Here is a 16,711-nt window from a genome sequence, read left to right as displayed (position 1 = left end):
TAAGTATTATTGGCTGAAACGCTTTCAAACTTTATTTATTAGATTGTTCCATTTGCTTTTCGGCGAATGCTTGCGTTTCACTCAAGGCTTCTATCAAGTTTTTTTCATTTGACAGTACCTTACTTATTTTTTTACCTAGAAAATTACCAATTGCTGGAAACTCTGCAATACCAACATACTGTATTTCTTGATAAGGGCTGTTTTTTAACGCTGCAGCTTGAGCGGTTGCGGTAATTATTTCATTAAACACAAAGTCACTAAACGGGGCTTTATCATGGTAGTGTTTATTATTATAGGTTGAATGTCTTGTTCCTGGCGGAATGGAGATCAAGTCATTATTTAAGGCGACTTCTGTTATGTAATTTTTTGAAGATGCCCACATAATAAAGTCTAAAGCTTCTTTATAGGAGTTTGACGTAATAGGAATTGCTAAAGACCAAATCCATAGCCAATTCGAGCCTTTATCAGCAATCTGCTTCGGAGCTTCAGCATATCCTACTTTATCAGATACAGTTGACAATTTAGGATTAAATAAAGTGCCGGCTGCTACTGTGGCATCAACCCAAATTGCACATTTTCCTTGCGAAAATAAGTCAAGATTTTCTTTATATCCTAAAGTGTCTGCATTTGGAGGGCCATATTTCTGCATAAGCTCTAAGTAGAATGAAACAGCCGAGTACCACTCTTTCGAGGTTAATTGGGGTTGCCAATCATTGTTAAACCATTGGCCACCAAAGCTGTTAACTATGGATGTGATTAATGCAACATTCTCGCCCCAAGCGGGCTTTCCACGTAAGCATATACTGTATATATTGTTATTTTTTTGCTTTAATCGCTTGGCTAAGATAAAAATTTCTGACCACGTGGGTTGACTAGGCATACTTATTTTTGCACTTTTAAATAAGTCTTTTCGATAGTATGTCATCGAGCTTTCAGCATAAAATGGTAGAGCATAGAGGCTATCTTTATATGTCAAACTCGTTTGTATTGGGGGAATTATATCCGCTAGATCATACTCTAATGGTAGATTTTTTATAGGTTGCAACCAGCCTTTTTCTGCCCAAAGCTTAGTTTCGTATGCGCCTATGGTCATAACATCAAATTGTCCAGCAGTATCGGTTAAGTCACTCATTAAGCGTAAGCGTAAAACCGATTCATCTAATACTCGCCACTCTAATTTAATGTTAGGATGTTGTGCTTCGTATAGTTGAGATAACTCTTTTAATAGCAGGAGTTCTTTATTGTTAACGGTTGCTATTCTTAATGTTTTTTTATCTTGTTTATCAGGAAACTCTAGTAAGCCATGCTTGTATAAAATGTTATCTACTTCCCCGGATTCTCTAATTTTCTTTAAACCTTGATTAAATGCTGTTAATACTTTTTCTACATCGGGTCGATTATTATAAAAAGCTAAATGAAAGCTTAAATATTCACTATTTCCAGAGATAAAATCCAATTCACCAATTAAGTATGGCAGCTTATTTACCATTAAGTCAGAAGCGGTATATTTATCTATAAAAACATAATCAAGCCGGCCAATTTCTAACATTTTTAATAGTTGCTCATGACTATTTGCTTCTATAAATATGGCATTTTTAAACTTAGGTTTGGCCACTTTTATAAAGGTACCTCGTAGCACGCCAATCTTTTTGGAGTCGAAAGACTGAGTAAAAGCCGTACTTTTTTTCTTCAACAACTTCAGTTGAATACCTGGTAATGGATCTGAAAGCTTAAAATAATTGGAAGATACCGTGTTATTTAAAACAGGAAAAACTCCTAGATAGTTTCCTTTTTGTCTGGCTGATTTAGCTCTTGCCGCAGGAAAATATGATATGTTTATTGTTATATTTGACTCAGCAAAAGCTGAAGAGATGATTTCGGCTATCGCACCTTCTTGCTCTAAATGAGAGCCAACATAAGGCTCCATCTCAAAACTAGCGAGGTTTAATTCTTTACTTTGTAAAGTAAAAGCACAGATAACAACGAGTAAGCTGATGTGCTTAATAAAGTTAAGATTATTACTCATAAATTTCCCCTAAAGTTATTCATTGATTAATAATGTTATTCTTAGGGGAGTGGCATTTTATGCTGCGTACGACTTTGAATGAGAATATACCCATTAGGTTAAAGCCAAGCGAATAAATCAAACACTTCTGATAATAAAATCGGTAATGGCTCCATAGAGCAGAACGAAAAATATGGCTACATTGAAATGTAAGCTTTATTGTTATTAAGCCAAACGGTAAAATTATTTTGGTCCGCCTAGGGCGGCTGGTTCTAGTAACTTCCATGTTTTACCTCTGTTTAGATTAGACTTTTTACCAAAGTGTATTTCACTGAGGAGTAAAGTTGATAATACTTAAAACAAAAAATGGTCTATCCTTTAAACGGCTATTACTTTAAATGAACTAATTTCAATGAAATACTTTTAATGTTTATATTCAGTAAAAAGGTGAAATTCCAGTTCATTGTTACTGAGTATAGTTATGAAATCACAACAAGCAAAAATAATTAATGTTTTTGAACAGTGAGTTATGAAACCATTCAATAATAGCGATTAACTGTATTCGCCCTGCGAACTTGTCATATAAAGCTAATGTAAAAAGACTTTAAAGAAAATTAAAATGGCAGAAAAAGTTACTCTGAAAATGGAATAAATTCATTGGAAGAAAGGTAGCAAAACTGCATTAGTTTTTATGGAAAGTATTACGAGGTTGTTAGATTTAAATGAAATAGGCTAGCCATTGTATTCGTTAACAGCCAAAACTATAACAAGTTTTGTGTAAGCCCCTAAATATATTGTAAGTAAGTTCTATTTAGGGGCTAAAATTTTAAATTTTATTGTTTAGCTAATATTGCGTCTATTACGACAAATGCTAATTAAACCTTTGGTTGAGCCATCCATGTCTAAAGGCATATCAATGTTAGAAAGCTTACTGAATATTTCATTGCCAAGCGCTTTGCCGAGCTCTACACCCCATTGATCAAATGAGTTTATTTGCCAAATAACCCCTTGTACGAACACTTTATGTTCATATAAGGCTATTAAACTGCCTAAAGCTTTAGGCGTTAATTGCGGCATTAAAAGTGTATTGCTTGGTTTATTGCCTTTCATGACTTTATGAGACGACAAATAACTTATTTCATCTGTACTGCACTTAGCTTTGGTCATGGCAGCGATTACTTGCTCTTCTGTTTGTCCTTCCATTAACGCTTGGCTTTGCCCTAAACAGTTAGCGATTAACATGTCATGATGATTTGAAATATCAGCATGTGGATTAAGTGGTAAAATAAAGTCGACAGGAATAGGCGTTTTACTTTGGTGTATCAGTTGATGAAATGAGTGTTGGCCATTAGTACCTTCACTGCCCCAAATAATTGGGCCGGTATCGTAGTTGGTTTCTTTATTATCTAAATTAACTGATTTACCATTACTTTCCATATCGAGTTGCTGAATATAAGCTGGCAAGCCACGTAAATAATGATAATAAGGTAATAACACTTGCGATTGAGCACCGTGGAAGTTTCTATACCAAATACCCAGTAATGCCATAATTACCGGCATATTTTCTTCAAATGGCGCTTGTCTAAAGTGTTCATCCATTTCAAATGCGCCATTTAAAAATGCTAAGTAATTATCATAGCCAATACCAATAGCAAGCGGTAAGCCAATGGCTGACCAAATAGAATAACGACCGCCAACCCAATCCCACATAGGAAAGATGTTTTTCTCATTAATACCAAAGCTTTTCGCCGCTTCAATATTGCTGGAGACACAAGCAAAGTTATGTTCAATGTCAGTCACTTTGGCTTGTTTTAAAAACCATTCTTTTGCTGACTCTGTATTTCTAAGGGTTTCTTGCGTGGTTAGCGTTTTTGAAGAGGTGATCACTAAAGTCGTTTCAGGATCTAAATCAGATAACACATCATGAATATGACAACCATCAACATTGGCAACGTAGTGCACGTTTAAATGTTTTTGACGATAAGGTTTTAACGCTTCAGACATAATTTTAGGCCCTAAAAAAGAGCCTCCAATACCAATGGCAACAATGTCGGTAAATGCTTTACCGCTATAACCTTTTGTTGTTCCTGATGACACATCATTAACAAAGGTTTTAATTTTTTCTAAAGTGTTTTTGACCAATGGCATGATATTCTCGCCATCAACATAAACCGGTTCATCAGAAAAGTTACGTAATGCTGTGTGTAAAACAGGGCGGTTTTCAGTGGTGTTAATCGGCGCACCTGAAAACATTTTTTCTATTTTCTCTTTCACGCCACATTGCTCTGCCAAATCGACAAGTAATTTTTTTGTTTCAGGTACTAAATGATTTTTTGAGTAATCTAGCGTAAGCCCAGATGCTGATATGGTGAACTTGTCAAACCTTTCAGGGTCAATTCGAAATAAGGACTTTAAGTGAATCGTTTTACTATCTAAGTAGTGAATTTGTAAGTTTTGCCACGCTAGAGTATTAGTCAACATGTATATTAAGCCTTATAAAATTTATGTATGTTTCAAAATGCGACATTGTTTGCCTAAGCATAGTCGACTTATTGTTATTGCGAATGTAGTTACGCTTTTGATTTATTGAATTTAATCTATGCCTAGTAGGCGTTCAGCGGTATATTCATTGGTAATTAAACCATTGATTAGTTTAGATCTTAGGGCACCTAATATCGCAAAAACTTTTTCTTCACCGGCAGCTATAGCGTAAACCGCTTTGTCAGAGTTTGCTTTTAATGGTGAACTGGCAACACGCTTATTCACTGCGCAGTCAATCAGGTTGCCGTTAACATCTAAAACCCAACTAATTAATTCTCCTACAGCGCCTTTAGTTTGTAACTCTTTTAGCTCTTTTGGGGTAACAAAACCGTCGATGTGCAGTGGAGAGTTAATTGCTAAATTACCGACACCAATAAAGGTTACATCTGCTTGTGCTGCTAAGGCTAAATTATTGGCAATATAACGCTGTGCATGTAACTGGTCTTTTTCTTCCTTACTATTTGGAAGCACAGGTAGTGGCATAGGGTAATGCTTAGCGTTAATGTGTTCAGCCATGCGCATTACAACATCGTATGAAGAGGCCGAACCATCGGAAGCCATATTGCCTAATAGTGCGACAATTTGATGTTGTTCACAGTTCAGTAAAGACAGTTCTTCAACGCAAGCACGAAGCACTCGTCCAGTGCCCATTGCTATTATTTTTGGCTCTGTTGCTTTTAGATGTAACTCTATTTCTTTTGCACCAGCTTGGGCAAGACCTAATGTAGAGGTAGGATCACTAGTATCGCTTGGAACAACAATACAAGACTGTAATCCAAAGCGTGTCTTTATTTTTAATTGTAAATCCATACATTTAGCGATTGGATGCTCAAGGCGCACTTTAATTAGGCCTTCGCTAACGGATAGTGCCACCATGCGTTGCGCTGATTGGCGAGAAACATTAAGCTTTTTGGCTATTTCTTCTTGAGTATTACCGGCAACATAATATAGCCAACCTGCTTTAGCGGCATCGTCTAACTTTCTTATTTCGGAATTCGAACGCTTTAACACACTTTACCTCTCGATTTTTGTAGATGAACTAAGCGAAGGTATCTGCTCAAATAGCTCAGTCCAATGATCTATAGTGGTAACATCTTCAGACATTGTAGTCTTTAAACCTGATAGGTGGCTAGCACCTGTATATCTTATTACATGCATGTTCGCCGCTAAACCAGCTCGAACGCCGGCGTTTGAATCTTCTATTACTAAACAGTTTTGTGGTGATACCGCCATTTTATTTGCAGCATGTAAAAATAAATCTGGCGCAGGTTTACCGTTTTTAACTTCTGAAGAGGTAAATACTCGGTTTCCAAAATATTGCTCTAGCTTAGTATAATGCAATGAGTTTTTTACTTTTTCAGGACTGCCGCTAGTGGCGACGCAAGTTTTAACGTTAATTTGAGAAAGCATCCACGCTAAGTCTTGAGTTTGTTGAAGTTCAACAGCAAATACTTTGATTAATTTGTCACGATAGTTTTCACGAAATTCAGCGGTTAATTTAACAGAAAAGTCTGAGAATACTTTAGCGGTAACATGCTCAAAATTATATCCTAAGAAGTGAGTAAGAAAATAATCTTGTGATACAGTTACACCAATCTCTGCTAGCATTTCAATTAGCACACGTTGGCTTAGCACTTCACTATCAACCAGCACACCATCGCAATCGAAGATAATTAAATCTATGGTGCTATTAATCGCTAAATCGTTGGCTTTCATTAATTTTATCTATTCTCATTACTTGTATGCTAGTTATTTAACTAGAATACAAGTTTTTGTAATCTATTGGAATTGTATAAATCATATTGGATTCATAAATTTTTCAATTTCATTTATCGATAACTCTGGGGTTGCGCCATGATTTTGTGCCACCATAGCGCCAACAGCACAGGCAAAATTAACTGCATATTGTGCATTAGTTGTATTACATAGCTGATAAATTAATGCACCTAAAAATGAATCACCAGCGCCTACAGTATCTACTACCTTTATCAGGTAGCCAGAATTATAATAATTTTGGTCATTAATTTTTAATAAAGCGCCATGGGAACCTTTAGTTACACATATATAAGGTGTATTCGTTTGCTCAGCAATAAATTCAAGATTTTGCTCTAATGAATTGAATTTAGAGCCCATTGCATGTGCTATTTCGTATAATTCATCGTCGTTGAGTTTGATAAAGTCAGCACTTTGCATAAGTTGGATTAACGTTTCAAGATCATAGTGCGGCTTACGTAAGTTGACATCAAAAACTTTAAATTGTGCGACTTCAATCAGCTGTTTTAACGTATTCAATGATACTTTTTCACGCCCGACCAAGCTGCCAAAAACAAAAATATCTGAAGACTTAACTTGCTCAATAAGGGCGGGAGTTAACGCTATGTTATCCCACGCGGTATCAGCAACAATTTCGTATGTTGCGCTGCCATTGCTATCTAAAGTAACTTCTACGGTGCTGGTTTTTTTATTGGAATTAACGGTAATAAAGTCAGTATCTATATTGCGCGTTTTAATATCATCTAATAATTCCTCTCCTAAAGCATCGTTGCCAACAGCACTCAGCATTTTCGCTTGAATACCGAGAGAATTTAAACGTAAACAAACATTTAAAGGTGCACCGCCCAAACGTTTTTCGCTAGCAAAACAATCCCATAAAACTTCGCCAAAACAGTTGATTGTTATTTCGTTAGGGCTTTTATGATTGATAAATAAGCTGTTCATTATTTTGTCTCCAGAGCAACTTTATTTGATTTTTGCTCAAGGGTGGTTTTCATTATATTTTTAATATTACTTGTAGGTACATAAAGTAAATTAATAGCGTTAATGTAAAGTTGACTGAAATCTGGCTGATCAATTAAGTCAGTAAACAAGCTGCTTAACTTTAAAAACGCGAGTTTATCTGAGCCAGTTTGTTGAGCGTATTCGTGTAGTTGTTCCTGCATGGCATCTTGAATATCTAAAGCTTGCTGCTGTTGGTTTACCTGTTTGTCGCTGTACAAACACCACGTTGCAATAACTAAAGCCGCTAATGAACAGTCACGCTTTACCGCTAAGTTTTCAGTTATAGTGGCAATTAAAAATTTTGGTAGTTTAGCTGAACTTTCGCTACAAATTCTAGCCAAGCTATCTTTAATATTTGGGTTGGAAAAACGCTCAATTAAGGTCTCTTTGTATGTGACTAAATCAATTCCGTCTAATTCATCTAACAAAGGTGTTACCTCTAAGTCCATAAAAGCGCTTAGATAATTTGCAAAGTCTTGATCAGACACGGTTTCATCTATGGTCGCGTAACCGTGAATAGAACCTAACAACCCTAATACTGAATGCCCAGCATTTAATAATCGAATTTTCATTTTTTCAAAGGGTGTTACATCTTGAACAAATTGTGCGCCGGCTAAATCCCAGTTTGGGCGACCGTTACTGAAGTTATCTTCAATTACCCATTGCGAAAACGACTCACAAGTTATTGGCCACTCATCAATTAAACCAAATGTTTCACTAACATAATCAGTATCAACTTTTGTCGTAACAGGTGTTATGCGATCAACCATAGCATTTGGAAAAGCTACATTTTTTTCTATCCATTGACTTAAGGCAGGATCTTGCTTTTCAGTCAGAGTGAGTAACATTTTACGTGTTACTGCTCCGTTATGTTGGATATTGTCACAAGATTGCACGGTAAAAGCAGGTAAGTTGTTTGCTTGACGAATTTTTAATGCCGCCGCAATATAACCCAAGGCTGTTTTTGGATCATTAGGGCTTGCAATGTCATGAATTATATCGGGGTTTGTTAAGTCGAGATCACCCGTATTCGGATGTAAATTATACCCACCCTCTGTAATGGTTAACGAAACAATTTTAGTGTCGTTATGGGCTAATTTATCGATAGCGGTTTGTTTATTTTCTGGGGCAAATATAAAGTCGATCATTGAGCCAATGACTTTATTATCAATTTGACCATTAGGATGACGTACGACCAGAGAATACAAATAGTCTTGCTTAACTAAAATATCGCGCAGGCCACGGTTATTTTCTAATAAGCCAATACCACAAATAGCCCATTGCTCAGAGCCCGGTGTTTTTAATAATTCATTTATATACATGGCTTGATGCGCACGATGAAAGCCACCAACGCCAATGTGCACAATACCGGCTTTGAGATTTTTTCGGTCATAATTCGGAATATCAATATGTTCAGGTAACTCAGCTAATGTTAACTGGCTTAAATGCTGAGTTAATGGCTGATTATGGCTGTTGTTTTTTGAAATATCATTCATGTTTTTGGCCTTGCTAAATAGGTTTGAACCTAAAATATAATTAGATGAACTCTGCTGCTATTCACCTATTTTTCTGTTGTTTGGGCCCGTTACATTGTTAGTATATTAACAATGTAACGGTGCATTTTTTTACATTAGCGAGTAAGTTAATTGCATAAACGCAAAGTAAAATGAGCTAGCTATTAAGGGCTTTTTGACGTTTAAGCGACATATAAGCACTGGCAAAGTAAGTAATGGTGAAAATAAAACAATAAAACTCAAACTGTGCTTTATTCGTCTCATATACCGCCATCGTTTCACTAAAAAACATTACCTGACATGCAAAAACACTAATCACTAATAGTGAAATTGTTGACACTGCATTTAATATCTTGCTGATAGTACTTGTATCTTCAATGAAGGGATTATCTGTAAGCGCTTGCTGAGTTTGATACAAAACAATTTCCTTTTGCTCAAGTGCTTCAGCGGCTACCTCGTTAGTGTAATCTTTATCTGCGCCGTATTTTTTTGCTAATACCGTATAAATAACAATGCTGAATATCCATGTAGGAATAAATAAGTAATAAAACGACATTACGTCAAGTGCATTTAAGCCAAAACCAAAAGCTAAAGCTAATGCCCAAGTAGCAATGGCAGGAATACTGCGAGATATATTTTGGTATTTGGCCCAATAACGAGTTAAGCCTAATTTGGGAAATAACATATGCTCAGCGAACACAATGCCGCCGACAGGTACAACTAATAAGCCAGCATAAGTAAGTAGCGGTAACATTTGTGAAAATACAAAGGGGAAGCAAGCAATTATTACGGTAACAATGCCAACTATCGCCGTGGTTTTTTCACGTGAATGGTTAACAAAAATTGACTGGGCTGCTAAACCTGCACGGTAAAGGTTTGCATTGGCTGTAGTCCAACCGGCAATAATAATAATAACAAAGCCTGTTAAACCTAAAGCATGGTAAGCAACATCGCCTGGATCTAATGAGGTAATGGTGGTTTTAAGTAATACTGCAGCACCTGCACCCATAATACCGGCTGAAATCCATGCTATGTAATGACCGAAGAACATGCCAACGCCTGACAATAAACCGTATCTTTTGCGTTTGGCAAATCGAAATATTGCCATATCAATAAGGCCAAAATGGGTAATTGAGTTTGCAGCCCAAGCAAAACCGATAACTTCTAACAACCCTATGCCACTTTCACCATCAGGGGTAAAGCCGGTCCAAATGGAACTGTCACCTATAGTGATAAAGTCCCCCCAACCAGTCAGCGTTGTGGACCCTAATACATGGTTCGATAATGCTGGAAATAAGGTGAATGAACCTGCAATAAATATAACAAACAACCAAGGCGCACATATTTTAGAGAAGTCAGCTACGGTGGAAAACCCATACATAGCAACAAACACCACAATTGAACCAACGGCAAGTACAATGGCAACAAACCAAAAGCTGCTGGGGTACCAATTGAGTTGTGCTGGAATATCAAACAAGAACCTAACTGCGGTGGATGATACGGTGATCATGGCGGCTGAGATCACTGAAAATATCACAACGTTTGCCCAGTTATAAAGCTTTGTCATTGAATTACCGGCAATCTTATTAAGGTAATTATATAAACTTAAGCGAGTTTCAACGGCTATTGGTGCGGTTAGTAACCACCAAGAACACATTGCTAATAAATTACCTATTAACAAACCTAATAAAATATCGGTAGTTGCAGCACCTAATGCGACAAAGGTCGCCCCGATAACAAACTCTGTTGCGGCAACATGCTCTCCTGCATACAAACCCGCAAAGTGCTTCCAGCCATGTAGTTTACTTTTTGCTACTGGCATTTGTTCTTCATTTATTTCACTAAATGTATTTTCTCTTTGAATATTAGCCATTTTCAATTCCTATTTATCACTGAACATTTATATTTAGCCAGCTTAGTGATAAGTTTGTAGACTAAAATTATTAATTTTTGATGTTTAAGTATTAATAATTCTATCGTTTTATTTCAGTTTACCCAAATCAATGTAGCTGATTAGATATTTAAGCTAACCATCTGTTTTATAACAGTTGATTATCTTTTTTAATGCTTTTATTAAAATAACTCTACGGCAACTTGCAGCGCACCATGGTTAAGTGCCGGGTTCCACATAGCGGTTGCTGAAACAGGGAACGAAGTATTTAAAAGGTTAATTTTTTTTGAGAAAGTAAAGCCAACATTATTAATATTGGCATTATCAGAGTAGAAGTTTCGTTTATGAACCGGAGAGAATGCACCACCTACAAAGGCATTAACTGTTTCGCCATTTTTTCCGTGCCAAACGGGGGCTGAAACCTCAATATAATTAGTGTAAGAGCGTTCTAGCTCGCCAGAACTATCATCTATATGCTTATCAACACCTTGTATTATAATGGCATAGTATAATGATATTGGTGTGTCACCAGCAAAAGTGTAGCCCATACCAAGATCGGTAAAGTTACCTGTTTTAGAGTCGTCAGAAGAGTAGTTGAATATATCAACCTCGTCATCGGCAATGCCAGAGTGATTGCCATGGTTCACTATTTCAACGAAAAAATTGTCTGAAAATTTATGCGAAGCATAGTAAGTAAATTCTTTGTACTCCCCGTTAAATGAACCACCTGCCCAAAGTCCGAATGTGGTGTTTTTATCTGCAGTTTTATACTCTAATGCACCGGCAGTCATCACACCGTCGGTCACGATAAAACCATGCCACAAATGATTGGTTTTTATGCCAAAACTTAAATCAAACTCACCACCAACCTCTGCCAATACTTGTGCACTCAAGCAGCAAGATAGCAAGGCTGTTGTCATCCCCAATGTTTTTATATTTTTTTTCATAGTTAACTCTTTCTATTTTAGTTTATCAGTAACTCTACAATTGAGTTACATTTATGTTTTTTACTAGCATAACGTGCAATTCGGGCAATTGCTCATTACGCAAGCATAATCCCATTAAGTTTTTGTGTCGTCAACCAGTTTGTTCGAAAAATGTACTGAATTTTTTCGGTAAATATTTTTTATATTAAATTTCAGTAGTTTATTAGATGGGATAAATGTGGCGCTAATGTCAGAATGGGTCGCTCTAGTTAAGAGGATTTTAGTTTTACTGCAAAATAAGTCGGTAGATAAAATAATGCCGCTTAGTAGAAGTCAGGTTGAGCAGTAAATGTAGCAGTGATTTAGTTACGATTTTTTAAGCTCGATACGTCTGATTATTTGAGACTCTTCATGATAAACTTCAGTATATTTTTAGAATTTAAGGAAAGGTAATGCATTTTGTCATTGTAGGGTGTGGTGCTGTTGGTGGTTATTTTGGTGGTCGTTTAGCACGACATGGGGAGAAGATTACTTTTATTGCGCGTGGTAAACAATTGCAAGCCATGCAAAAAACTGGCTTAACTATTAAAAGTATTGAAGGCGATGTGCACTTAGATAACCTTAATGTTGTTAATGCTGAAAACTTGAAACCAAACAGTTTATCTTCACCAGCGGATGTTATCTTTTTGTGTGTAAAGTCTTATCATCTACCAGAATCGCTTGCACAGATAACACCTTTAATCACTGAAAATACAAAAATTATTCCTTTATTAAATGGTGTTAATGCCGCTGAAATAATGCATGAGTACGGTGTAGCAAAAGAAAATATTATTGGCGGTTTAGCAAAAATAATAGCGGAGAAGTCTGCCGAAGGGGTGATAAATCATACCGGGGCTAAACCGCACATTACTTTAGGCTCATTTTCTGCTTCAACCTCAAAGCGCGCAGATGAGAAAACCCAAGCGCAAACAGCTACGCTAGTTATGGATGAAACTGCACAGCTTAGTGAAATAGCCAAACGATTAACCTTGGCAGGCATTAGTGTTGGCGTGACAAGTGATATCGAATTAGCGTTATGGCGTAAGTTTATACTTGTTGCAGCTTGGGGGGCTCTAGCATCGGCAAGAAAGTTAAATTTAGGCGAAATTAGAGCGCAAAGCCATATTGCTTTTTTACTAGAACGCATTGTTAATGAGTATGGCGATATAGCAAGAAAATCAGGTGTAGGCCTTGGCGACAAACATATAAAAGAAACCTTAAGCTTTTTATCACGCTTACCCGATAGTAGTGAAACTTCAATGCAACGAGATTTAGCCGCAGGAGCTAACTCGGAATTCGGCGTATTAATTGCCTACCCAGTTAAGCTCGTTGAAAAATTAAATTTATCAGCACCTGTGCTAATGCAGTGCTATGAAAGAATAACGAAAAGTCTAGCTTAATTGTTTTGGATCATTAAACCTTAACCGTCAATGCAAGGTGAAAGATAAAAAACTTATAATAAATAACAAATTCGCTATCGCTAGCACTTCAGAGGACGTTAAATTTATGCTATCGTATGGCGAATTTTTATCGTATTAATTAAGTGAAGATTAAATAATGTCAGAAAATAAACTTGAAACAATTGAACAACGCGTAAGCTACGGTGTAGGTCGTCAACTTGGTGACCAACTTCGTAACAATCCTTTTAAAGACTTTGATGTATCAGCTGTACAAGCTGGCTTAGCAGATGCTATTGCTAATACTGAAAGCCAAGTATCTGACGAAGATTTAAATGAAGCGTTTGGTATTGTATCTAAAAAGATGCAAGAGCTAGAGCAAGCTGAAGCTAAAGTTAAAGCAGCTGAAGGTGAAGCATTTTTAGTAGAAAATGCAAAACGTGATGAAGTAACTACAACTGAATCAGGCTTACAATACGAAGTAATTGCTACTGGTGAAGGTGAAACGCCAACAGCAGCAAGCACTGTTCGTGTTCATTACCACGGTACATTCATCAATGGCGATATCTTTGATAGCTCTGTTGATCGTGGCCAGCCTGCTGAGTTCCCAGTGGGCGGCGTTATCGCTGGTTGGACTGAAGCATTACAATTAATGACTGAAGGTTCAAAGTGGCGTTTATACGTACCTTACGGCTTAGCATACGGCGAGCGTGGTTCTCAAGGTGCAATTCCACCTTACGCAACTTTGATATTCGATGTTGAGTTATTAGCGGTTGTTAGCTAAATAAGCTTATTTTTAAAAGCCCTCAGTTGAGGGCTTTTTTATAAGCTCAATTTAAATATTAAAAAGAATTGATAGTAGAGCTAAAGGTATTAAGCTATTCATGCATACACAAGCAATAGAAGAGTTATTTCAGCATTATATAGTGGCGTTTCAGCAACAAGAAATGTCGGCTGTAAAACAATGTTATCAGTTGCCTTGTACGTTGCATACGCCAGATAAAGCAGTTTTAATTACTAATGACAAAACCTTTACAGAAGAATTTTTAGATATATTTACAGTATTATCACATGCAAAAATATCACATTTTTTGCCATTAAAGTCGAGCTTTAGTCAGTTAAAAGACGATGTCATACTTGCGTGTGTTGATTGGCAGTTTATTGGCCCTAATGAGGAAGTTTTTACGGACTTCTCTGCTTTTTACCATTTAGTTTTAACAGCAGGGCAATGGCGCATATTTAATGTAGTGTCACAAGAGCTAAGCCAATCTATTGATTTAGAAACCCCTTTTAAAATTGCTTATAAGTAGACTTATAGCATTACCGTATTAGGAATACGTTTTCATGAAAGTAAAAGTAGCTATTCTAGGTTGTAGCGGGCGTATGGGCCGCAATTTAATTCAAGCAGCAATAGAGCATAAATCTGTTGAGCTTGTCGGTGGAAGTGTTCGAGTTGGTTCATCATTCGAAAACTTTGATTTAGGCGAAATAGCCGGAGTTGGTGCTATAGGTCAAAAAACTACAACAGATTATCAAACATTATTAGCAGCAGATGTGTTAATCGACTTTACTTCGATTGAAGCAACACTAGAGCACCTTAATTGGTGTCAGCAACACAATAAAGCATTGGTCATTGGTACTACCGGTTTTTCTGACTCACAAGTCGAAACCATTAAAGCCGCAGGTGAAAAAATTCCCGTTGTTTTAGCGCCAAATACCAGCGTTGGCGTAAATTTGTTATTTAAACTATTAGAAGTTACCGCGAAAGCTATTGGTGACTATACTGATATAGAAATTTTTGAAGCGCACCACAGGTTTAAAAAAGACGCCCCGTCTGGCACCGCAGTTAAAATGGGTCAAGTAATCGCCGATACTTTAGGCCGAGATTTAAATAAAGTGGCAGTTTACGGGCGTGAAGGTATTACTGAAGAACGTAGTCGTGAAACCATCGGTTTTGCTACAGTTAGAGCAGGGGACATCATTGGTGAACATACCGCCTACTTTGCAGATATTGGTGAACGACTTGAGTTAACACATAAAGCGAGTTCTCGAATGACTTTTGCTCTTGGTGCAATGCGTGCAGCCTTTTGGTTAAGTGAAGCAACCCCAGGTTTTTATGACATGCAAGATGTATTAGGTTTAAAAGATTAGAAATCACTTAAGTGAATGAAACCTGACTAAATGGTTAGTATTTACGGGTGTTGTGTATAGTAAAGTGTTGTTTTTGACGTCTTTGTATCAATAACGTTAAAAGCATAGAGTTTTTTACAATTATTACTAGACGAAAGAAGCTTACAAGCGTAAAATAAGTGGATTTTGTCAAAAATTTACACTTCATGTTGAGCATGAGTAAATTTTTGGCAATTTTTGTGCGTATCGCTTTTATCATTAATGGTTAAGTTATTAGTTGTTTGGCCATTAATTTTCTTTCTTCTTAACGGAGGTTACATTGACTAAATCTGCCATTTTAGTGCTTGAAGACGGCACTGTATTTAAGGGCACCGCTATCGGTGCAGAAGGGACGGCTGTGGGTGAAGTAGTATTTAATACTTCAATGACAGGCTACCAAGAAATTTTGACAGATCCCTCTTATGCAGAGCAAATTGTTACCCTTACATATCCACATATAGGTAACACAGGTACCAATAGTGAAGATGAAGAATCTAGCACTATTTGGGCAAAAGGTTTAGTAATTCGTGATTTACCGCTACTCGCAAGTAACTTTCGTAATGAGCAAAGTTTAGCTGGCTACTTAAAAGCAAAAAATATTTTAGGTATTGCAGATATAGACACACGTAAACTTACCCGTATTTTACGTGAGAAAGGCGCACAAAACGGTTGTATAATCGCTGGTGAATTCGACGACGAAAGTGTTGAGGCAGCAAAGGCTTTATCTCAAGCACAGGCATTCCCTGGCCTTAAAGGTATGGACTTAGCAAAAGTTGTTTCTACGAAAGAATCATACCAATGGACAGAAGGCAGCTGGCAGTTAGGAAAAGGTCATGTTACACCTGAAAACTCACAGTTTCATGTAGTTGCATACGATTTTGGTGCTAAACGTAATATTTTACGTATGTTAGTAGACCGTGGCTGTAAACTTACCGTAGTCCCTGCACAAACCTCAGCTGAAGAAGTTTTAGCGATGAACCCAGACGGTATTTTCTTATCTAATGGTCCAGGTGATCCAGAGCCATGTGATTATGCCATTAGCGCGATAAAAACCTTCTTAACAACTGATATCCCAGTATTTGGTATTTGTTTAGGTCACCAACTGTTAGCTTTGGCTAGCGATGCAAAAACTATTAAAATGAAATTCGGTCATCATGGTGGCAACCACCCTGTGAAAGACTTTGAGCGTAATGTTGTGATGATCACTGCGCAAAACCACGGTTTTGCTGTTGACGAAAATAACTTATCTGACAACTTAAAAGTAACCCACACTTCATTGTTTGATGGTTCAATTCAAGGTATTCATCGTACAGATAAACCGGCATTTAGCTTTCAAGGTCACCCTGAAGCAAGCCCAGGTCCAACTGATGCTGCACCATTGTTCGATCATTTTATCGACTTAATCGTTGCTTCAAAAAAAGCTTAGCCCTTAGACAAGAGAAGAGAGAATA

At 37.0% G+C, this 16,711-nt stretch carries 13 protein-coding genes; 5 read left to right on the top strand and 8 right to left on the bottom strand.

Translation table 11 applies throughout. The features are described 5' to 3' along the window. Nucleotides 1-31: 31 nt before the first annotated feature. The 8 genes from AC27H3_RS11345 to AC27H3_RS11310 form a co-directional block, all read right to left on the bottom strand. The gene (locus AC27H3_RS11345) at nt 32-2,026 is read right to left on the bottom strand and encodes an extracellular solute-binding protein (protein ID WP_487106288.1); all 1,995 of its coding nucleotides are present in this window, start codon (nt 2,024-2,026) and stop codon (nt 32-34) included. An 819-nt stretch (nt 2,027-2,845) separates the two neighbouring features. Next, nucleotides 2,846-4,492 (bottom strand): glucose-6-phosphate isomerase, encoded by a 1,647-nt coding sequence (gene pgi / locus AC27H3_RS11340; protein ID WP_487106396.1) that lies wholly within the window; start codon nt 4,490-4,492, stop codon nt 2,846-2,848. A gap of 105 nt (nt 4,493-4,597) precedes the next feature. Beyond that, nucleotides 4,598-5,557, bottom strand: coding sequence for a sugar-binding transcriptional regulator (locus AC27H3_RS11335; RefSeq protein ID WP_085302782.1), 960 nt, complete (start codon nt 5,555-5,557; stop codon nt 4,598-4,600). 3 nt (nt 5,558-5,560) lie between these two features. Then, nucleotides 5,561-6,262, bottom strand: a complete 702-nt coding sequence (locus tag AC27H3_RS11330; RefSeq protein WP_487106286.1) for an HAD family hydrolase — start codon at nt 6,260-6,262, stop codon at nt 5,561-5,563. Nucleotides 6,263-6,343: 81 nt separating this feature from the next. Further along, nucleotides 6,344-7,264 (bottom strand): carbohydrate kinase family protein, encoded by a 921-nt coding sequence (locus tag AC27H3_RS11325; RefSeq protein WP_487106284.1) that lies wholly within the window; start codon nt 7,262-7,264, stop codon nt 6,344-6,346. After that, nucleotides 7,264-8,820, bottom strand: coding sequence for a mannitol dehydrogenase family protein (locus AC27H3_RS11320; protein WP_487106282.1), 1,557 nt, complete (start codon nt 8,818-8,820; stop codon nt 7,264-7,266). Before AC27H3_RS11320 ends, AC27H3_RS11325 begins: the two co-directional genes overlap by 1 nt. 175 nt (nt 8,821-8,995) lie before the next feature. Next, a complete protein-coding gene (locus tag AC27H3_RS11315; RefSeq protein WP_487106280.1) occupies nt 8,996-10,711 on the bottom strand; it encodes a purine-cytosine permease family protein in 1,716 nt (571 codons plus the stop codon). Between the two features lie 200 nt (nt 10,712-10,911). After that, nucleotides 10,912-11,676 (bottom strand): hypothetical protein, encoded by a 765-nt coding sequence (locus tag AC27H3_RS11310; RefSeq protein WP_487106278.1) that lies wholly within the window; start codon nt 11,674-11,676, stop codon nt 10,912-10,914. A 431-nt stretch (nt 11,677-12,107) separates the two neighbouring features. Here AC27H3_RS11310 and AC27H3_RS11305 point away from each other — a divergent pair, with 431 nt between their 5' ends. The 5 genes from AC27H3_RS11305 (at nt 12,108) to carA (ending at nt 16,686) form a co-directional block, all read left to right on the top strand. Next, on the top strand, nt 12,108-13,094 hold the full coding sequence (locus AC27H3_RS11305; protein ID WP_487106276.1) for a ketopantoate reductase family protein: 987 nt from the start codon (nt 12,108-12,110) through the stop codon (nt 13,092-13,094). 157 nt (nt 13,095-13,251) lie between these two features. Continuing rightward, on the top strand, nt 13,252-13,875 hold the full coding sequence (gene bamJ, locus AC27H3_RS11300; RefSeq protein ID WP_487106274.1) for a BamJ family beta-barrel-assembly machinery protein: 624 nt from the start codon (nt 13,252-13,254) through the stop codon (nt 13,873-13,875). 100 nt (nt 13,876-13,975) lie between these two features. Continuing rightward, nucleotides 13,976-14,401, top strand: a complete 426-nt coding sequence (locus tag AC27H3_RS11295) for a hypothetical protein (RefSeq protein WP_487106273.1) — start codon at nt 13,976-13,978, stop codon at nt 14,399-14,401. Between the two features lie 34 nt (nt 14,402-14,435). Beyond that, complete coding sequence (dapB, locus tag AC27H3_RS11290; protein WP_487106271.1) at nt 14,436-15,242, top strand: 4-hydroxy-tetrahydrodipicolinate reductase; 807 nt, start codon at nt 14,436-14,438, stop codon at nt 15,240-15,242. 298 nt (nt 15,243-15,540) lie between these two features. Beyond that, nucleotides 15,541-16,686 (top strand): glutamine-hydrolyzing carbamoyl-phosphate synthase small subunit, encoded by a 1,146-nt coding sequence (gene carA, locus AC27H3_RS11285; RefSeq protein WP_487106269.1) that lies wholly within the window; start codon nt 15,541-15,543, stop codon nt 16,684-16,686. Nucleotides 16,687-16,711: the final 25 nt, after the last annotated feature.

The organism is Colwellia sp. NW0002-52-1, assembly GCF_057550865.1.
The sequence above is the reverse complement of the archived record's forward strand: the minus strand, read 5'-3'. Positions and strand labels throughout refer to the sequence as shown.